Here is a 19,072-nt window from a genome sequence, read left to right as displayed (position 1 = left end):
TCAAACGACCCTGCATGTCAACCATGCAGACCAATACAGTGTCGATATCACCTGCTGATACCAGCGTCTTAAGATGCTCGAAATTGAGACCTCTGCTCACGATTCAACCTCCCTGATCGCGATGTCGTTCAGCGCCGGTTGCAACAGCGCCAGTATGTCTTCCGCCATGGCGGCAATTTGCGTGTCCGTGCGCAACAAGTCGTTGCGCGCTTCGATCATAACGTTCGGCAATCCGCGGCTGAGTGCGTGCAGACGCAAGGAATGCGTTACACCATCTACAGGGCCATAGGGCTCGTTCCGTTCGATCCGTCGATGAGGAATGCTGCCCACATTATCCAGCATCGCATCCACCAGCCGGCTGTCCTCGTCATGCAGCAAGCCAAGTTCTACTGTGCGGTGCCTTTTGAAATAGACTGGCGTGAAGGAGTGAACCGTCAGAACGGCGTCTGCACCTCGACCGTCAAGCATTTGCGAAACGGCCCGGCAGAATGGCTCGTACACCGCGGCCGCACGAGCGGCGCGGTCCCGCAGGGTCAGCCCGGCATTCCCTGGTACCTCAATCAACTCTGATTTCCCGGGCATTGCGCTTGCGGCCTCGGGCGGGCGGTTACAGTCATAGACCAGCCGCGACACCGTTGATGCCACCATCGGCGCATTCAGGGCCTTAGACAGAAAAATGGCAAGCGCTCGTGCTCCGGGATCCCATGCCGCGTGGCTTTGCCTGTCGGCTTCGGCCAGACCCAATCCGCCATATTCCGGCGGTATTCTGTGGCTGGCGTGTTCGCACAGCAGAACGACGCGCCCCGCGCCGTTTGGGTTGATGATTTCAACGGGAGAGATTTCCATTGGGTCTCCGTTCCAGATAGGCGCCGACCGATTGGTCTAAGTGCTCAATTTGTCCAGAAGTTCAGCGTGAAGTTCAGGCGTCGCAGCGGAAACGACGGCACCATCCGAGGCAAGCGTCAGGGAATTTCCCAGCCAGTCGGTCATCACGCCCCCGGCAGCTTCGATCAACGGAGACAACGCGAGGTAGTCATAAGGCTGCAAGTCATAGTCCACCACGGCGTCCACGTGACCCGCGGCCAGCAACGCATGCGGATAGCAGTCATAACCGAACCGGCGCGTCTTTCCGGTGCGCAACAGCCGGTTCAACTGCTCTGGCCGTTCCGCAATCAGTTTCTCGCCCTCGTTGATGTAGATTTTGCAGTCATCCAGACTGCGTTGTCCTGAAACGCGGATGGGTCTTCCGTTGCAGGTGGCCGCTCGTCCAACGCCGCCCGAGTACACTTCGCTCAACATCGGCATGGAAATGGTCCCGGCAATAGCTTGGCCATCTGCGACGTAGGCAAGCAGCAGCCCAAACAGGGGATTGCCGGAAATGAAAGAGCGGGTGCCGTCGATCGGGTCAATTACCCAAAGGTTTTTGGTTGTGCCACCATCAACGCCGCTTTCTTCGCCAAAGATTCCGTCATCCGGATACTTGGCTGCAATTGCCTTTTTCAATTCGCTTTCGATCAGACGATCCGTAACCGTTACCGGGCTTTCATCTGATTTGAAGCTCACGTGGTTCGGTTGACGGAATGCACCGCGGGCAATCCCAGAGGCGAGTTCTGCAAAGCTCTCGCTGTCGGAAATAATCTGATGAATGCGATCCCCGGCCAAATTTTCAGTTATGTCTTTACTCATCTTCTTTCCTTGAAAATCCATCGCAAGGGTTGTTGTTTGCATTTCAACCTGACCACGGTTCGTCAGATCAGAACACTGGTCCCTGTTTCGTCGAATGATGCGGTCTGTTCGGGAAGCGCCTTGCTGTCCGTAACCAGCGTCCCGATCCGTGTTGCTTCGCAAATCCGAACCCGGCTCGTCTGACCAAGCTTTGTACGATCGCACAGGAATACGTTCTCCGCCGCTTGCTCCAGCATCGCATTGGCAACTTCGGCCTCTTTCAGGGCATAAGAGAAAGCACCTTCCTGCGCATGAATCGCAACCGGAGAGACGACCGCCAGATCGACATTGAAGCGTCGGATTTCTGACAGTGTCAGTTCACCATAAGTAGCAGGTACGTCAGAAACGATTTGCCCGCCCAGCAAAATAACTTCGGCGTCGGTTCCTGCTGCCTTGATGATCTGAGCTATCTCGACCGAGTTCGTGACCAGCATGAAGTTCGACAACTGCGCAATTGCATGCCCGAAAGCCGTTGTCGTTGTGCCTGCATCCACCATGATGGACATTCCCGGCTTGACCAGAGTGGCCGCCTTTCGCGCGATCTTTTGCTTGGCGCCGGCCTGGGCATCCCGGCGTTTTTCAAAAGGCTCCTCTCTGCGTTGAGCAGGCAGAACCGCACCACCGTGCACACGCTCGATCAGACCGGTTTCTTCCAGTTCGAGAAGATCGCGCCTCACGGTTTCGCGGGAAACACCAAGAAGATCCGGCAGATCATTCGCACTGACGCGCTGGCTGGATTCCAACAGCGCAAGTATTCGTTGATGGCGTTCCTTAGACCACATTCCCTGAATTCCCTTTTAGGACTTAGGTTTGCGCGACAACAGCGCGACGGACATCTTCATCAACCCAAGCGAAATGGCGACTACCGCCATAACACAGCTGGAAAAAGCGGCGGCTTGGGATGTTAGTCCGGCATCATCCAGCCGCATGATTGTCACCGCCGCCACGTCGAGCTTGGGCGTGGTCAGAAACACAACCGCTGACAAAGTGACCATCGAGCGCATGAAAAGGAAGAAGAAGACGGATGCCAACATAGGTGCCACAAACGGCACGACGATTGTCGCGGCAGTTCTGGCCATACCGGCGCCCAACGAGCAGGCGGCTTCCTCAAGCGCTGCCGGGAATTGGCGGAACCCGGTCATCACCGTCAGAAAAGCCTGAGTGTGATAGTGATAGAAGTTGACGATAGCGATCAGAGCTGCCGTGCCGTACAGCAGGTACAGCGGTGTTGACGTCGAGTTGAATGTCAGAATGTAGGACAGGCCAAGGACAATCCCGGGCACTGCCGCAGGCATTGCCGCAAGCACTTGTATCGCCTGTGCTGGCTGTGGCGGCAGTTTTCGCAATCCAAGCGCCAGGACAAAAATCAGAAATGTCCCGCCTGCCGCCGCACCCAGAGATATGAGGATCGTGACCCACAGCGACGAATATCCACCAGCCAGAGTGATATCGAAGTGCTTGAACGTCAGATCGAAATTGTAGGGCCAAAGCTTCACGAAGCTCGCGTAAATCACAATACCGATGACCGAGACGATCATCGCCACGATGAGGAAGCAAACCAGCGCCATGGGAATGTCGCGGCGCGGGCTGAAAACCGGGACAAACCTTTGGATATTGGCGCCGTTCTGATTTCGTTGGCGCTTCATCGCCTGACGTTCGATGACATACGAGACCACTGTGGGCAGCAAAAGCATGATACCGACAACAGCGCCAAGGTTGAAATTGCGCAGGCCAATCACTTGCTTGTAGATCTCGGTCGCCAGAACCGAGTAATCCCCACCGATTACTGCGGCATTGCCGAAATCCGTGATAGTGATAATGAAAACGACAAAGGCGCTATTCAGCAAGGCGAAGACCGTTGCGGGCAGGGTAAGGTCTCTGAATTGCCGGCCGGGCTTGGCGCCCATCACTTCGGCCGCTTCATAGATTCTCGCATCAAGCAGAACCAGTGATGCACCAATGATCATGACTGCTTGCGGCAGCGCATAAAGGGTGTTCGAAATGAGAAGACCCCAAAACCCATAAATATCCAGCTCGATACCCAGTGCACGGCTGACCAGCCCGTTGCGACCCAGCAAGAAAATCAACCCCAATGCCTGAACCAAAGAAGGCGCAAGAAGAGGCAGAACGATCACGGCACGGATCACCCATTTGCCCGGAAATGCACACCGGTGCAGGCCATGCGCTATGATGAAACCAAGAAACACGCTGACGACCGTTGTCGCCAATCCCATCGTCATGGAATGCCGCGTAGCGCGCCAGAAGCCGCTGGATTGCAGAACCTCCGAATAGTTTTGGAACCCATAGGTCCCGTCCGGCGTCGTGATCGAGCGCAGGAATACGATGACCATCGGATAGAGGAAAAACAAAGCCAGCCCGAACAGAGGCACCGCTATGCAGACCGCTGCTACCAATTTGTCGCCGTCAAACTTCCGTTCGGGTTTGGCCGGGGTGGCAGACACATCAGCGCAAGTCATGCCGCGTCACCGTGTACATCATTCGCGACCCAGGTCATGGCCGTCGGGGCAATTTCGAGGTCCACGCTCTGACCTTCGGCCAAAGTGACTTCGCCGTGGGTTTCCGCTACAAGCTCTCCCAACGGGCTGTCCAGACTGAGCCGGGTAAGATTTCCCAGGAAAGACAGCGACCTGATTGTGGCTTTCCCGGATGCATTCGCCTGAACCCCAATTTGCTCTGGGCGCAAGCTGGCAATGAACTGATCGTCTTCACCTTTGGGTCGATCAGCCAGAAGTTCGGGCATGGCCTGCCTGATCCGACCGGTGTCGATCAGGTTGCTCGTTCCCATGAAGTCAGCCACAAACCGCGTTTTTGGCCTGTGGTATAGCTCATCCGGGGTGCCCGCCTGCACAACAACTCCGTGGTTCATGCAGATAATCTTGTCGGCCAGCGCCAAGGCTTCTTCCTGATCATGGGTTACCATCAAGGTCGGAATGCCCAACGCCCGCTGTACTTGCTTGATTTCATCACGCAGCGAGGCGCGCACTTTGGCGTCCAGAGCCGAAAGCGGCTCATCCAGCAACAGAACACGCGGGTCGACGGCGATCGCCCGGGCCAGCGCAATTCGCTGCTGCTGTCCACCTGATAGCTGCCCAGGGTACTTGCCGGCAACATGCGGAAGCTTAATCATGTCGAGCAATTCCGCCACGCGACCAGAAGTCTTAGAGGTGTCCTGCCCGCGGATTTTCAACCCATACCCAATATTTTCGGCGACGGTCATATTCGGGAACAACGAATAGGACTGAAATACTATACCAAAATCACGCTGACGGGCGGGCAGCTTCGAAATATCCTGCCCCTGGAGAATGACCTGTCCGTCGTCGATATCCGTCAACCCGGCAATTATGCGAAGCAATGTGGTTTTGCCACAACCGCTCGGACCCAATAGGCAAACAAATTCGCCTTTCTCTAGGGACACTGTGACGTCATTCAGTGCTATGAATGAACCATATTTCTTGGTCGCGTTTTGGACAGTCAGATACATTGCGGCTCTTTCACAAAGGCTGCCTGAGGGCGGAACGGCCCCATTTGCACTCGATTGTTGTTTTTTGAGGTTTTTTTGGAGTTGCGGATGGCGACAGGGCCATCCGCAACACTCCCGTCAAGCTTTACCGACCGAAACGCTCTCTCCATTCGGCCTTGATTTCATTCTGTCTGCCAGCGGACTCAACGAAATCGACCGGCGCGAGAATTGTGCTGATGTCTTCCGGCAAGCCGGCATCTTTGGCGAACCCGGACATTTCCACACCCGGAGCTGTAACAAGCGCCTTATATTGCCCAAAGAGCGCGAGCGCATCTTCGCTCATCGACCAGTCGAGGAAACGTTTCGCATCCTCTTTGTTTTCACTGCTGCTCAACACTCCTGAGGCTTCCAGTTCGTAGCCCGCCCCCCCTTCAGGAAAAACCATGGCGAGCGGGTAACCGTCTTCAATGGATTTCATTGCTGTGAAGGCCAGCGAGATGCCAACTGTGTATTCGCCGACCCGCGCTGCCTTGCACGGCTTAGAGCCCGAGGATGTATACTGGGCCATGTTCGGATCCACTGCTGACAACTGTTTCCAGCCATCTTCCACGCCTAGGCTTTGCAAGACGGCGTTAACGTGCAGATAACCAGTGCCCGAAGAATTCGGATCAGGCATCAGAACCTCGTCCTTGAACCCCGGGGCCTCCAGATCGGTCCAGCTCTTGGGCATTTCCAGCCCCTTGTCCTTCAGACGTTCAGTATTCACGCAAAACGCGCCCATATAACCGATCTGGGCAAACCATCGACCATCAGGATCGCGAAATTCCGGGGCAAGCGTCTCAGTTCCAGCCACTTCTACCGGCTCGAGTAGCTCCAAAACCTGCGGGTCCATCATGGCCGTAACCGCCCATCCCCAGATCACATCAGCCTGTGGATTGTCTTTTTCGGCAAGTAGCCGGGCACCCAGCTTGCCCGTGGACAGGCGCAGAATGTCAATCTCCAGATCCGGCATCGCTTCCTGAGCGGCCTCGAGATATACTGCGATCTCTTCCTCTTCCAGAGCGCTGTAGATCGTCAGTGACTCGGCCATCGCCGAGGTCGCTGCGCCAATTGCAAAAACTGATGCGGCGATTTGTGATGTCGTCTTGTTCATTTTGCTGTCCCTGTCTGTTGTCTGCGTCCCCGACAAATGTCTCAGCGTTTCTGGCAAGAAACTTCTTCAACATGCAGGTGTGCATGAATGTGTAGTTTTGTGGTTTATTGTATTTTTGTGGTTTTGACAATAAGAAATTCGACCAGACAAACCTGCCGAAGGTAGCGCCGCCAGATCTCAGCTAGGGTCAGGATGCATTGAATTCCGACGCGCCGCGTGATTCACGGCTCCGAAAACCGAGCGGTGACATGAGCGGTCTTTTTGGGCTGACCGACGTGCAGATGGCGCGTCTTAAACCCTTCTTACCGAAGTCGCATGGTAAGCGTCGGGTTGATGACAAGCGAGTTTTGAGCGGGATTATCTTCATCAACCGAAATGGGTTAAGGTGGCGCGATGCCCCTGATGCCTATGGACCGCACAAAATGCTCTACAATCGCTGGAAGCGATGGAGCAAAAAAGGCATCTTCGCACGGATAATGGCCGGTCTGGCCGCCGAGCACAGCGAACAGAAGGCCGTGATGATCGACGCGACTTACCTGAAGGCACATCGAACGGCGACCAGCATGGCCGCCAAAATAAGGGGGCGCGGTCGCCTGATCGGCCGAACCAAAGGCGGCATGAACACCAAACTTCACGCCATCTGCGACAGCCAGGGGCGCTGTCACTGTGCCCTTAATTACTGGACGCAGATACATTCAGGGACATTTGACCCGATTTTGTGCCCTTAATTCTCGGATATCCGCAGGCTAGCGGCGGCTTTTCTCGAGGGTGAGATCAGCACATCGGAGCAACTCCGCACGGTCCGCATTTGCCCCGAGTTGTTCGATTGCTTTTTTGGCAGCCGCCAGAAAATCGGGTTTCGTTGTGTTGTCGGATTTGTGTGCCGGAATCCAGGCCTTCTGAATTCTGCGATCGTCTTTCGCTGGGCTCGGCGAACTGCATGAAAGGTGAACCAGTTGATCCAGTAAATTGCGTTGACCAGGGAACCGGACTTGCACAGCCGCGGCCATCGCTCATGCAGAACTTCCTCGCATCCGCGGCATGCCTTTTGCTGCAATGCAGCCCAGTGCGCAGAAGCAGTTGTTGGTAATTCAACCACTCGGGTTTCCGTCGCATCGCCAAAATGAGCGGGGGTTTCTAGTCAGTGGTACGCGGCGGAGCGTTGCATCTGAACCATTGTGCGATGGTACCTTGTTTCCACATCCATATGCCGCTCAGCGCTATCATCGGGACGACACCGAACCGGATCAGGACCTGGAATGTCGGGTCAGTGGCCCAGGGGGAATAGAGATACACCCCGATTGCCAAAGACAGGATGAGATGGAGGTTGCGCAGAGTGCGTCGGGTCGACATGGCGGACATTGAATTCTCCTTACAGGTTGTTCTCACAACGTGACAAAAAATCGGAATTTAACCTAACAATGTTAAGTCTGGATTCTGCCTTCGATTTCTAAGCCGTCTCTTCGTAGTGTCTCGGGCGTTGGTAGAGCTTGTTGAGTGCGTTTTGCGGGCGACGACCAACACCGTCGCCCGGTGATCTGAATTGCCTATTTCAGCGGCCTGCTTGCAGTCCCCAGATAGACGACATGTGCAAAAACGCAGGCAAGTATAAGGGCAATCACCGCCAGCCAAAGCGTGCTGGCATAGTTGGAACCCGTCAGTTGGAACAACATTGCCATCGAACCCAGGCCAAGAACGCCACCGATATCATAGGCTGCGGCGCGGATGCCCGACGGTAACTTCGTCCAAGTACCAGATATCGCGGGGCCACTCTTGCCGCCTCCGCTTGATCCGCGCGGTTTTCGGTCCGATCTTGGCAGTCCAACGACGGATGGTCTTGTACGAAACGTCGACACGGTGCTCCAGCAACATCTTTTCCACTTCGCGCAGGCTCAAATTGAACCAAACGTATAGCCAGACAACATGAGCGATGATTTGTGCTGAAGAACGGCGGCGCTTGTAGCTGATAGGCGGGTTTTGCATCTGCGCCACCTATGCGGAAATTGGGGTGTCACCAATCGTTTCAATGTTACGGTGACATCACCCAACAACGCCTTCAATCCCTGCTTGTTCCCTGACTAACATCATCTGCATCCAGAAAGACTGCATTTTCGACCTTGAAGGCACGAACAGCTGCAAGCATTTCAACCAGCGTGGCGTCGCCGTTCCTTGCCGCCTCTTCCTGAGCCAGGCGATCAAGCGCAGCGTCTGCGTGGGCCGTGAAGATTTGCAGCATCCCAGCAGGCCATTCCCGGCTCTCGGCTCCGTTGCGCTCCAGATTGCGCAGTGCTGCCCCCTGCGCCGAGACGCGTTGAGCGTAGGTCTTCAGCACAGTAGCCCTCGCGGCAAATTCGATCGCATTCCGAACTGCGGGATCAAGTGCTTCCCATTCGGCCTTGTTCCAAACGAGTTCCGCATAGACCCAGGTTTGATGCCAGCTTGTTGTATAATGGACTGGCGGGGTCACATCTGAGATGTCAACGCTGTCATTGCTCTCACCCTGCTTCCTGGCCACCAGTTTGAAGAATTGAAGGTGGCCGGACGGCATCGCCAATTCAAATGCATCAACATTTCCGTTGACTGACATCAAATGCGGGAAAACGCCTGGTGCAAACCCGCCGAACGTCAGGCGCTTCGGATCATTAACTACGGGATTGTCGGGGTTGGAACCGCAATCTGCCTTTGAGTTCTCACAACGGGTTGCCTTGCCGATAAAGTCAATGTCCTTCCCAACTGAGCGGCAGCTGTCCTGAATGATATAGCGTGCACCGATCGGATAACGAATGACGTAGGGCAGATCGCAAAACGCGCCCAAGGCTTCTTCGGCAGACACGCCTTCACCGGCTTCAGGCAGAGGTTTTGGGAAAAAACCCGATGTCTGCGACGGGCTGACTGCGACTGGGATTACTTTTAGCTTTCCGTCAAATGCCTCATCGTAGAATCTCTGGTGAATTTCGATGCCGCCGCCGCCATAGAGGAACGCTATCCATTCTGGCGCTGTCAGCCCGAAGGGGACACCTCCTGAATAGAACTCCGCGAACGCCAGCTTGGATTCCGTCGGCAGCCCTATATATGCAGCCAGTCCGCCTTCATGCGGGCCCGCCGCTACGGCTTTCAAGAGGCTTCCCCAGTCCTTGCGGCTCACGACCGGAGGCTGTACGTCGCCCTCATCAGCAGGATCGATGCGGCCGGAGACATGCATAACCAGACGCGTATCATGGCCTGCCAAAAGCGTATTGGCTTCATCGATGAAGTTCTTCGCCGCTCCACCAACCGGATGAGCGCCACCAGGTGTAGCATCGGTAAATTGAAGCGGCGGAAATCGCGATTGTACGGAGATGTCTTTTGCAAACAGAGGCATGGCGATCAAAGCTGCACATGCCGATGCGATAATTGTGATTCTCTTCATGTCTTTCTCCCGTTGAGTGGTGACGGTCCCTCGTTTCATTTCTGGCACTTGGTGAGCTGGGCAATTAGCATTCCCTAGCGTGGGTTCTTGGCGAACGCCGTGACCCCGTCAGGGATGACAATTCCGGGGGCCGCCTTGCTGGTCCAAAGCTGGGTCGCTTTTGAGAAATCAATGGGTTGGTCGAGCGTTCCCGCACGGACCTTGAGCATTGGTTCCGTTTCAATGTCGCCGTGCCAAACACGGGTTCCGCAATTGTCACAAAAGTAGCAATCAACGGTGTTGCCGCTGTCAGCTTTGCGCGTCCATTTCTTCAATGCGCCGGATGTGAGTGCTACGGTATCTGCCGGAACCACAATTACGGCCCCAAATGCGGACGCCGATTGCTTTTGGCAACTGGTGCAATGGCATATGACCGCCTTTTCTTCTGTGGGTGCAATTGTAAAGCGGCATGCTCCGCAATTGCAGCTACCCGTTCGTACGTGTTTGGCCATCTTTGGCCTCTTTCAACTTATTGTTTTAGTGAGAGGAATTTCCCCGACGTCCAAGGGCTGAGCATAGCCGGTTTGAAATCCGGGGCGTTCGCCAAGTTTGAGATACCAATCCCTGGTTGCCGGAAACTCGTTCAGGTCGATTTGCTGATACCCAAATCTCGATACCCAGGGCCAAATCGCCATGTCGGCGATGGAGAGTTCATCAAGAATAAATGCAGACCGTTCCAAGCGACCTTCTAAAACCGAATAGAGCCTAAGCGCTTCGGCGTGATAGCGGTGCTCGGCGTATGATGACTTGCCTGGGTTATAGTGAAGGAAGTGATGTGCCTGCCCCAGCATCGGCCCGAGGCCGCCCATTTGCCACATGAGCCATTCCATCATCTCCCACCATCGGGACGAACCGTAGGATGGCGCAAAACGACCGGTCTTGTCTGCAAGATAGAGAAGAATGGCACCAGACTCGTTGATCACCGTCTTGCCATCAACAAGCGCCGGTATCTTGCTGTTGGGATTTATCGCCAGATATTCGGGCGTGGACTGCTCGCCCTTTGTGATGTCGATGGGGATCGCCTGATATGCCAGCCCCATCTCCTCCAGAGCAATGGAAACCTTGCGACCGTTGGGCGTGGTCCAGGAATAGAGCTTCAATTCTGGCTCTGCTGTGCTGGTCTCTGTTGTGTCAGTCATACGCATATCGTATATGGATTCTCTGTATGGTTTTTCCGATTTACCTAACCAGGAGTCGCATATGCCTGAACTGGACAGACTGTCTGACCTCTTCTCCAGCTTCTCTTTAGAAGTCCAAGTATGTGCGCCGGAAACGGCCAATCTATTGTTTTTTGAAGGAGACAAGGAAGGCGAAATTGCAACCGTCGAAATTGTCAACCGGCCATTAGAACTTCGGTGTTTCCATCTTTTGCCCAAAGTGATCTTCGCTGCGCGCGCGCGCTTGGGCAATGTTGAACATCCGTTCCTTCAGACATTGCCCAACAGAACCGTTTTGTCGGCTCATGACGACCCGCATCTCGCCGCGATGGTTGAACTCGCGATGAGGGAGGCCAGCCTTGATCGTTGCGGTGTACGTACCGTATTGAACCGGATTGCTGAGATTCTTTTTATACAAGTTCTGCGAATCTGCATGGACAATGGACTTTCAGAGGCAGGTGTTCTCAATGGTCTGGCCCACGACCGCATTAGCCGTGCGCTGGTTGCCATTCATTCCGAGCCGACAAATTCCTGGAGCGCACAAGACCTTGCCGAAATTGCAGGAATGTCGAGAAGCCGCTTTATTGATGTGTTTCGTGAAACACTTGGATTGACGCCGATTGCTTACTTACGCCGTTGGCGCCTCACGCTGGCGCTTCAAGACATCCAAAATGGCGCACGGGTCAAAGCGGTGGCTCGAAAGTACTCTTATAGGTCAGGCGAGGCACTGTCGCGGGCATTTAAGAAACAGTTTGGGATCTACCCGGGCAGTCTTTTATTTCAGAAATGGGGGGAAGAACAACCGATGCGGGTGGAAGGGATTGACGCATAGCGGTGAAGCAATCATCCGTATTTGTGCAGCAATGAAGCCCTCCGTCCTGCACTGCATGAATTCATGGTTTCACGTTTACTACGGTCCGCCTGAAAGGCTGCATTTTCTGCTGTCTCGCAGCGAAGAACGAGCAGGTCCAGGTGGGGCTCAATCTGGACATTGACGAGCGGCTATGCGCACTGTGAATCATGTCGCTGACGGAAGACCTTAAGCAAATTCTAGAAACTGCCCTGCCAACCGATCCCAGCTTTCGGCGGATCGAAAAGGCCGTAATAGACAGCTGCATTAGTGACTGCCGAAGATGCGCTTTGGAGGGCTCCATTGAAGCCTTTCTGTTGTCCGCGATGCGCCTAATGGCACTTCCCGACAATGGGCACACACGGCTGATCCCGAATGATGCGATCTCGGTGCTACCGCTGAGGTTCGTGAGCGTGGGGCGCTCAGTGCAAGTCATTGGGGCGGCACCAGGGGTAACTGCACCGCGAGGAGAGTTGATAGCAGTCAACGGTGCAGCTTTGAGCCAAATCGAAGCCACTGCGGAGAAATTTCTGGCGGGAACGTGCCAAAGGAGACGGGTCATCGGACCGATTCTTCTGGCTTGGCCGTACGCTTTGACACGTTTGGGTTTTTCGTCAAACGGCGGTACGACCGAGTATCGTGTGCAGGACAAAAATGGGCAGATAACCAATCTGAAAGTGGCAAATGGAAATACTGTTCCTGCATCGACGCTCTACCCTAGAAACGAGCACGGCAAGGCTGATCCAGCCTGGGAACCCGAGACCTTTGTAGAGATAACGGACTGGCAAGACCTTGGGCTTTCAATTCTGTTGCCAAGTTTCTTTGACCCGAGCGAAAGTGCGCTGTCTAAGGCCATCTCAGATGCAGCGGACCGCGTGGGCGCCAGCTCAAACAAAACACTCTTAATTGACGTTCGCGGAAACACCGGCGGCGATTTTCTTCTAACGATGCCCTTGATCGATGCGATCTCGCAAAGCGCAAGTAAGCAGGTTGTTGTGCTTGTCGATAAGTTCACGTTTTCCGCAGCTATAGTGTTTGTAGCCATCCTTAAACATCGTTTGGGAAATAGGCTCAAACTCATCGGGGAAGAAATGGGCGACGGGTTAATGTTCTTTGCCGAGGGCGGGTTACTCGATTTGCCGACTTGCGGAGCGGTCGTTCGTTACTCATCAGCCTTTCACGACTGGAAGAATGGAACGCCTGACGAAACCACACCGCCAGCGATCGCGCGGCAAATCGTACCCGCAGGAGCACTGAATTTGGATTGGGAATGGGTCGCAAGACCTACTGGTGAGGATGCACAAGGCGCGTTCTATCAACGAGTTCTCAAAAGCGTGAGCGATTAGACGAACGGCCGGTAAGTCCGCAGAGCAGACATCCGTCCCTCCTTATTGTGAACTTTGTCGCAACCAGACAACCGCTGCAAAAAGCGCGGTGATGATGACCAAAACGCAAGCCAGAGCAAAGAAGACGCGAAGGAACTGATACGATGCACCCAAAATTCGGGCGTCGTATCCCGTCAACGAGACAAGAGCACGTCGCGCTCGCTCGGCTAATCCCATATTTGACTGCTCCTTATTGTGCACCTTCACCAAGTTATTTAGCTTCCTCGTGGCCTGGCCGTTGGAGAGTGTCCGGGTCGATAACTTCGTACTGCCAAAACTGCCGGGACAGCCGCCACCATCTAACCACTAACAATTCGTCCACAAAACCCCGGACATGGCATCTCTGGTGGCGCGAGTGGGTTGGGTGAGGAAACGTGTCGCCAATCTTCAGTTGCTGTTCCATATCGGTCCTCCTTATCGAGAATCTGATTCGGGAAAACAGTAGGCCCTCACGCTACCGTAGACGTGCCCGGTAGAGACCACAGGTTCGCTTGCGAGTTCGGCAGCGACCTCACAGGTCAATCTATCTATATAGGGGCCAAGACGCTCGGCATGAATGTGTCCCGAACCGTCGCCTTCAACAGTAAAAACTAGTAACAAAATGAACACTTCTCTCCTCCTTATTGTCAACTTCGAATGTCCGCTACGAGCCCAAACCGGCCATTCGCAACAAAGCCGCCATTCTCCGCCAAGTGATCCGAACAGAGCTTCAATCCCGCGACTTTGTTGGGCTTCAAAGCTCAACTGGTTCATCAAGATGGTTTTATCAATGTTCCCAGATATGCCCGAGTGTCGGCGTCCCACGAGCTAGGGTCTTCTCCATGGGCAACCACCGCATGAAGTTCCATGAGCTTCCAGACTTCATCCTTCGTCGCAGCAACTACTTTGCCTGGGCAGGCCTCCATGCCCTCGCAATCCTTGCAGGCATATGAATAAGCAGTGTGCATCGCTTTCTCCTTGTTCGCTCGGAAAGTTGGTTAGAACTCAAGAAACGTCGGCAGCCCGTCGTCGAGTTTTATCCATGGCTGCCGATGTGAAACGAAGACGTGGGCTTTTGGCTGAGCAAGCGATGGGTCATCCAACGTCGCAGCCGCAAACCACGCATCACCGCTCCAGTCTTGGCCCTCAACTTCATTGGCAGCAGAATAGGTTAGCGTTGTTCCACAGTCCCGACAAAACCCGCGGCGAATACCCGGAGTTTTCTCAATGTATTGGATTTCGCCTTTAATGACTGCGAAGTCTGCGGCGGCTACCTTAGCCCAAGTTACAAAAGCGCCGCCAAGGGCCATTTGGCATGAACGACAATGGCAATGACCCGACCACGCTGGTGGGGTTGCTAACTGGTAACGAACAGCACCACAGTAACATCCACCTTGAAGTTTTTCCATCGTATCAAGCTCTCATGGCGTGCGGATAGGTTGACATCGGTAATGAATCGCCCGCTCAGATAGTCCATAATTCCAGAACATATTTCGCTGTGAATATTGTCAGGAAAACCGATATTATGCGACTCAAATAGTCTGAGAACACATAAGAAAAACTATAGTATGGATTGGTTACACCTTCCCCCGATGAACGCTTTGCGTGCTTTCTCAGCGGTTGCGGATGCCGGAAGCTATACCGTGGCGGCTGAACGTTTGAACGTGACCCAAGCAGCTGTCAGTCAGCAGGTGAAATCGTTGGAAAAGCATCTGGGTGTTGCTCTCGTTTCCAGACGTGGGCGCAGCATTGAGTTGACAGAGCCCGGAATCATTCTTGCGCGTGAACTTGGTATCGGCTTTGAAATTATTGGAAGGGGCGTCGAACGGTTGGCAGAACATACAGCGCACCGCCCTGTTCAAGTGACCATGTCACCAGCGTTCGCGGTGGAGTGGCTATTGCCGAGAATGGCAGAGTTTCAACGTCAACACCCGGAGATCACTTTGATGCTGAACCCAACCTCGGAGCTAGTTCAGATACGTCCGGGTGGTATCGATGTCGCGATTAGGTATCACGATAGACGCATGCCGAGAAAAGAGGAGGACACTGTCCTTGTCTCCGATATGGTCGTGATCGGAGCACCTTCATTGGTCGGGGGCCAAGACCTGCGTGACCCAGCTTCTCTGACAAAGTTGCCTTGGTTGCAGGAACTGGGCACCAACGAAGCGGCGGACTGGTTCACTTATCACGGGGTTGTTCCCGCCGAGCCATTGACCATAAATCACATGCCGGGGAATCTTATCATGACCGCGGTTCGCCGGGGTGACGGTATTACGTATTCTGCCAGAGCTTTTTTTGAGGAAGATCTGTCATCTGGTCGGATGATTGAATTGTTCTCTGAGCCGCTCTTCGGCGTGTACTACATTCAGACGCAAGAAGACTATCAGCGTCCTGAGGCTAAGGAGTTCGTCAAGTGGCTTATATCTCAGTCGCAAGTCGTGTCGGCAAACACGTCCGAAAACTGAGCACTTTCCAGTTGCAAATGTTCGTTCCGAGTCGGTCTCGATGCCGTCGTTCTGGCGATTCACGTGGCCATCTGTTCTGCCAACCTACGGGCTACTTGCCTTGCCGAATCCAAGGTCGCGTCTTTGATCTCAAATGAAATTTTTCAAGGATCGCTTTGTGGGCGAAATTGCTATACGGAGCTGGATCTCACGGTAATACAACCGCTATTATGAAACGATAAAGTGGTATGCGGCGCAAGGCTGGAGTAAAACGATCTTCCCATCAAGGGCTTGGACCGACCGGTTGAATGCGCCTTCCACGTCGGAAGAAATCTTTTCATAAGCTCTAGAACGATCTGGATCCGGCCAAACGATCTTTTCCAGAAACGCTTCGAAAGTCGGATATTCACGAGTGAGGACGTACTCATTTTTGTTTTCCAGCCGAAACCCGTCTACTCCGTCCAAGTGGTTAAGTGTTTCATGAGAATGAGTTCGAACGAGGGTTTCATCTTCCACCAATCGAACAACGTCAAACATTGTCCCGTAAGGATAGGGCTCCACTATGTGCAACCGCCCACTGTTTCCAAGAACGCGGCGAATTTCAGTGAAAGCAGTGTGCTGAACCTCCACTGGAATGTGATGAAGTGAGAAGAACAAACACGCCAGGTCCTGCGAGCCGGAGTCGAGAGGCAGGTCTTCGGCAGCCCCAAGCCTAACGTCGATGTTTCTTGGTAAATCTTCTTTGGCTTTAGCAACTTTGTCCGGATCTATTTCTATTGCGGTGACTTTGGCTCCTGCTGCGTACAAGTCTCGTGAATAGACGCCGTCACCCGCACCAACATCGACGACTTGAAGCCCTTTAAGTTCGCATATCGATTTTAGGTGATCGATGTGAGTCATTGCCAACTCCAGCAAATCTGAATGGTCTTGCAACAGATTAGCACACCAGTTCCCCTATTTCCGCTTTGGGTTTGGAGCGGACCTTGACCTCCCGCAGAAATTGCTTGTCCGGTGACGTGTTGGAGATCGCTCTGCGGTGGCATTCATCCTGCTTGTGAATGCATCAACTTTTACTCAGGAGAGCGTGACCAGCCACCCACCCCAGACAATCAAAATCACGCCCAATCCTCGGCTCAGAAACCGCCCGAATGGCAAAGTCTTTTCTGCCAAAACTACGATTGTAAGTACGGCAACCCACGGCAGGTTCATGACGCCCAACACAAACAACAGCACCATCAGCATCCAGCAGCAGCCAAGACAGTAGACCCCGTGGTGAAGCCCCATCTTTGCGGCGCCCAGGGTCCCCTCGCGCCAATGAACCGTAAGAAAACTCACGGGAGACCGGCAATGCTCCAGGCAAGTGTCCTTGAGTGGCGTCCATTGGAACAACCCGGCGAGTATCAACATCACGCCGCCCACAGTCGGCGCAACCCTCCCCATCATGGAGGAAAGCGCGCCACCCGTGTGCAGCCACCAATTCAATACAGTCGCCGCCAGCGAGAACCCCAGCCAAACCAACAGATACCCCGCCACGAAGCTGCCCGTTGGCACGAAGGGTCGCCCTGCCTCCTCCCGCTTCGCGCGGACCCGCTCGTAGATCATTAAGGCGGGTGTAACCGAAGGCAGCATCATAGCGAACATCATCACCGCCCACATGATAAGCATGAAGACAAAATCCGCGACTGACCACTGCATCATCATCGGCATGGCCACGTCGCCGACCATCGTCATCGAGGACGAACCAAGCCCGAGGTAAATTGTGTAGGCCCACGCCAATGCCGTGAGCACGACTAGCGCTGCCAGCACCAGCGCCCGATCTCGTCGTGCGACTCCTACAGCATTCATTGTGATGGCCTGACGTTCCGGCCCGGCCTCAGCCGGCCCAAGCGACTTGTCCGACCACACCCGACCGGCCTGTCCAGGTCACGGGCATATCCGCGTCGTTCCAGGTGGTTCCTTCACTGGGGGCCAGATCACCTTCATGCCCTTCATGCCCGAAGGCGAGGCTGAACGCGGCGTTCTGCAGTTTCATCTTGTTGCCGAGTTCATTGACCAGACGACGAGATTTCATCTCGCCCACACCGGCCACGCTTGCAGTAAGTTCGCCTTCGGCCTCGGTCACGCTGATCCTGGCGCGTTTGGTCGGAAGCCAGGTCGACAACAGGCTTGCCGGCACCTCCATGCCGCTGCCGGACGCACCCTGCAAGATAGTCTCCAATGCCGCCGCCTGCGCATCGCTGGCGTTTTCGTCAATGTACACTCGCCCGGTACCGTTCGCGTCGAAAAGTGTTGGTCCGGGAAAATGCAATGAGACAATCGCGTTTTGGCCAGAAAGGCCCACGCCTTCATGAGAGCCCTCGCGAATGCGTATCAACAGAGATGTCGCACAGTACCCTTGGTCCAAGAGCATAAGGTCGGCTTGTCCGAACCAGCATGGGCAAAGCATGTTGCAATTGCAGGTTTCGACGAGTTCACCTGAAACATTCCAAGACATGATTTCTCCTCCCATCCCACATTTTCCAGGACTGCATTTTAGCAGAAAGGCTGCTTTCCACCAATCAACCAGAAGGTTATCCATGTCTCCTTCGGGCTCTTACCTCCAATCGATGCTCACTGCAAAGAATGACCGCTACGAGCCCGAAGCAGACATCAAATCAAGCTGTCATTCTCCAAACTTGAACACATTGGTGACAGTAGACAAAATGTTGGGTTTGTTGTTAGCTCATCGCATTCAGACAGAACTAAATTGTTAGGAGATTGATTTGCCTCTTTCAGTTATTGGCGCAGGATTCGGCCGTACAGGCACCGAGTCGCTTAAGAAGGCCCTTGAAATTTTGGGGTTGGGACCTTGCTACCATATGTTCGAAGTGCTGCCCCATGCTGAGCGAGTAGCGGTTTGGCGCTCCGCCGCCGGAGGGAACACACCAGATTGGGACCAGGTCTTCGCCGAATATAATGCAACCGTTGACTGGCCCGGCGCCTATTTTTGGAGAGAATTGAGCGCGCACTTCCCGAAAGCGAAGATCATCCTCTCCGTACGCGATGCCGACGCATGGTACGAAAGCATGGATAAGACGATATTATCGATATTGCGGAATAGCGAAGACGCCGACTCAATTGGGATTAAGTTAATCGCCGATGGCGTGTTCGGCGGTAATATCGCCGACCGAGATCATATGATTTCTGTTTACGAAAAGAATATTTTGGATGTTCAAGCAGAGTTCGGGAAAGACAGACTTCTGACTTACGAGCTTGGTAGCGGGTGGGAACCTCTATGCGGATTTCTGGATTGCCCAATCCCCGACCAACCCTATCCACACGGCAATTCAACCGACGAATTTCAGGGAAAGGTCGACGCTGTCACGGACGCTCCTTCGGGCTGAAACTCTTTGCCTGGCATTGCCAAGTTGTCTGCGCGTTGTGAACAGGTTACGCGTTACGCATGAAGAT

19 protein-coding genes and 2 pseudogenes are annotated in these 19,072 nt (G+C 54.1%); 5 read left to right on the top strand and 16 right to left on the bottom strand.

Annotated elements, in window-relative coordinates; all coding sequences use genetic code 11:
• Window positions 1–96 precede the first annotated feature (96 nt).
• From AC2TDA_RS22680 to AC2TDA_RS22655, 6 genes are all read right to left on the bottom strand, one after another.
• A complete protein-coding gene (locus tag AC2TDA_RS22680) occupies window positions 97–846 on the bottom strand; it encodes an N-formylglutamate amidohydrolase (protein WP_480881383.1) in 750 nt (249 codons plus the stop codon).
• A 36-nt stretch (window positions 847–882) separates the two neighbouring features.
• Window positions 883–1,686 carry an inositol monophosphatase family protein gene (locus AC2TDA_RS22675; protein WP_480850894.1) on the bottom strand — a complete coding sequence of 268 codons (804 nt, stop codon included), beginning with the start codon at window positions 1,684–1,686 and terminating at the stop codon, window positions 883–885.
• A gap of 62 nt (window positions 1,687–1,748) precedes the next feature.
• Entirely contained in the window at window positions 1,749–2,507 is a 759-nt protein-coding gene (locus tag AC2TDA_RS22670; protein ID WP_480881381.1) for a DeoR/GlpR family DNA-binding transcription regulator, read from the bottom strand.
• 15 nt (window positions 2,508–2,522) lie between these two features.
• Window positions 2,523–4,202, bottom strand: coding sequence for an ABC transporter permease subunit (locus AC2TDA_RS22665; protein ID WP_480881379.1), 1,680 nt, complete (start codon window positions 4,200–4,202; stop codon window positions 2,523–2,525).
• Window positions 4,199–5,227 carry an ABC transporter ATP-binding protein gene (locus tag AC2TDA_RS22660; protein ID WP_480881377.1) on the bottom strand — a complete coding sequence of 343 codons (1,029 nt, stop codon included), beginning with the start codon at window positions 5,225–5,227 and terminating at the stop codon, window positions 4,199–4,201. The genes AC2TDA_RS22665 and AC2TDA_RS22660 overlap by 4 nt, the downstream gene beginning before the upstream one ends.
• 124 nt (window positions 5,228–5,351) lie before the next feature.
• Window positions 5,352–6,359: an ABC transporter substrate-binding protein gene (locus tag AC2TDA_RS22655; RefSeq protein ID WP_480881376.1), complete on the bottom strand. Its 1,008-nt coding sequence runs from the start codon at window positions 6,357–6,359 to the stop codon at window positions 5,352–5,354.
• Window positions 6,360–6,607: 248 nt separating this feature from the next.
• Between AC2TDA_RS22655 and AC2TDA_RS22650 the strand changes: the two are divergent.
• Window positions 6,608–7,018: pseudogene (locus tag AC2TDA_RS22650) on the top strand (IS5 family transposase); the annotation flags it as partial.
• A 478-nt stretch (window positions 7,019–7,496) separates the two neighbouring features.
• On the opposite strand, the gene AC2TDA_RS22645 reads toward AC2TDA_RS22650, so the two are convergent.
• From AC2TDA_RS22645 to AC2TDA_RS22625, 5 genes and pseudogenes are all read right to left on the bottom strand, one after another.
• Window positions 7,497–7,721, bottom strand: coding sequence for a hypothetical protein (locus AC2TDA_RS22645; protein ID WP_480881374.1), 225 nt, complete (start codon window positions 7,719–7,721; stop codon window positions 7,497–7,499).
• Between the two features lie 351 nt (window positions 7,722–8,072).
• A pseudogene (locus AC2TDA_RS22640) lies at window positions 8,073–8,342 on the bottom strand (IS6 family transposase); the annotation flags it as partial.
• A gap of 73 nt (window positions 8,343–8,415) precedes the next feature.
• Complete coding sequence (locus AC2TDA_RS22635; protein ID WP_480881373.1) at window positions 8,416–9,768, bottom strand: hypothetical protein; 1,353 nt, start codon at window positions 9,766–9,768, stop codon at window positions 8,416–8,418.
• Window positions 9,769–9,842: 74 nt separating this feature from the next.
• Window positions 9,843–10,259, bottom strand: a complete 417-nt coding sequence (locus tag AC2TDA_RS22630; protein WP_480850883.1) for a GFA family protein — start codon at window positions 10,257–10,259, stop codon at window positions 9,843–9,845.
• 12 nt (window positions 10,260–10,271) lie between these two features.
• Entirely contained in the window at window positions 10,272–10,952 is a 681-nt protein-coding gene (locus tag AC2TDA_RS22625; RefSeq protein WP_480881372.1) for a glutathione S-transferase family protein, read from the bottom strand.
• 55 nt (window positions 10,953–11,007) lie between these two features.
• Here AC2TDA_RS22625 and AC2TDA_RS22620 point away from each other — a divergent pair, with 55 nt between their 5' ends.
• Both AC2TDA_RS22620 and AC2TDA_RS22615 read left to right on the top strand, forming a co-directional pair.
• Window positions 11,008–11,796 (top strand): helix-turn-helix transcriptional regulator, encoded by a 789-nt coding sequence (locus AC2TDA_RS22620; protein WP_480850879.1) that lies wholly within the window; start codon window positions 11,008–11,010, stop codon window positions 11,794–11,796.
• Between the two features lie 515 nt (window positions 11,797–12,311).
• Complete coding sequence (locus tag AC2TDA_RS22615; protein ID WP_480881370.1) at window positions 12,312–13,160, top strand: S41 family peptidase; 849 nt, start codon at window positions 12,312–12,314, stop codon at window positions 13,158–13,160.
• Between the two features lie 791 nt (window positions 13,161–13,951).
• Here AC2TDA_RS22615 and AC2TDA_RS22610 read toward each other — a convergent pair.
• Both AC2TDA_RS22610 and AC2TDA_RS22605 read right to left on the bottom strand, forming a co-directional pair.
• The gene (locus AC2TDA_RS22610; protein WP_480850875.1) at window positions 13,952–14,146 is read right to left on the bottom strand and encodes a DUF1059 domain-containing protein; all 195 of its coding nucleotides are present in this window, start codon (window positions 14,144–14,146) and stop codon (window positions 13,952–13,954) included.
• Window positions 14,147–14,176: 30 nt separating this feature from the next.
• Entirely contained in the window at window positions 14,177–14,587 is a 411-nt protein-coding gene (locus tag AC2TDA_RS22605) for a GFA family protein (protein WP_480850873.1), read from the bottom strand.
• A 159-nt stretch (window positions 14,588–14,746) separates the two neighbouring features.
• Here AC2TDA_RS22605 and AC2TDA_RS22600 point away from each other — a divergent pair, with 159 nt between their 5' ends.
• On the top strand, window positions 14,747–15,643 hold the full coding sequence (locus AC2TDA_RS22600; RefSeq protein WP_480881368.1) for a LysR family transcriptional regulator: 897 nt from the start codon (window positions 14,747–14,749) through the stop codon (window positions 15,641–15,643).
• A 207-nt stretch (window positions 15,644–15,850) separates the two neighbouring features.
• Here the strand turns inward: AC2TDA_RS22600 and AC2TDA_RS22595 are convergent, their stop codons facing one another.
• From AC2TDA_RS22595 to AC2TDA_RS22585, 3 genes are all read right to left on the bottom strand, one after another.
• The gene (locus AC2TDA_RS22595; RefSeq protein ID WP_480881366.1) at window positions 15,851–16,522 is read right to left on the bottom strand and encodes a class I SAM-dependent methyltransferase; all 672 of its coding nucleotides are present in this window, start codon (window positions 16,520–16,522) and stop codon (window positions 15,851–15,853) included.
• Window positions 16,523–16,696: 174 nt separating this feature from the next.
• Window positions 16,697–17,467, bottom strand: a complete 771-nt coding sequence (locus tag AC2TDA_RS22590) for a DUF2182 domain-containing protein (RefSeq protein WP_480881364.1) — start codon at window positions 17,465–17,467, stop codon at window positions 16,697–16,699.
• A gap of 28 nt (window positions 17,468–17,495) precedes the next feature.
• Window positions 17,496–18,116 (bottom strand): DUF1326 domain-containing protein, encoded by a 621-nt coding sequence (locus AC2TDA_RS22585; RefSeq protein WP_480881362.1) that lies wholly within the window; start codon window positions 18,114–18,116, stop codon window positions 17,496–17,498.
• A 268-nt stretch (window positions 18,117–18,384) separates the two neighbouring features.
• Between AC2TDA_RS22585 and AC2TDA_RS22580 the strand changes: the two genes are divergently transcribed.
• Window positions 18,385–19,005 (top strand): sulfotransferase family protein, encoded by a 621-nt coding sequence (locus AC2TDA_RS22580; RefSeq protein ID WP_480881360.1) that lies wholly within the window; start codon window positions 18,385–18,387, stop codon window positions 19,003–19,005.
• Window positions 19,006–19,072 lie beyond the last annotated feature (67 nt).

The organism is Ruegeria sp. HKCCD6426 (assembly GCF_057221115.1).
Note: the sequence above shows the minus strand (reverse complement) of the source record. Positions and strands in the feature narration are given on the sequence as shown.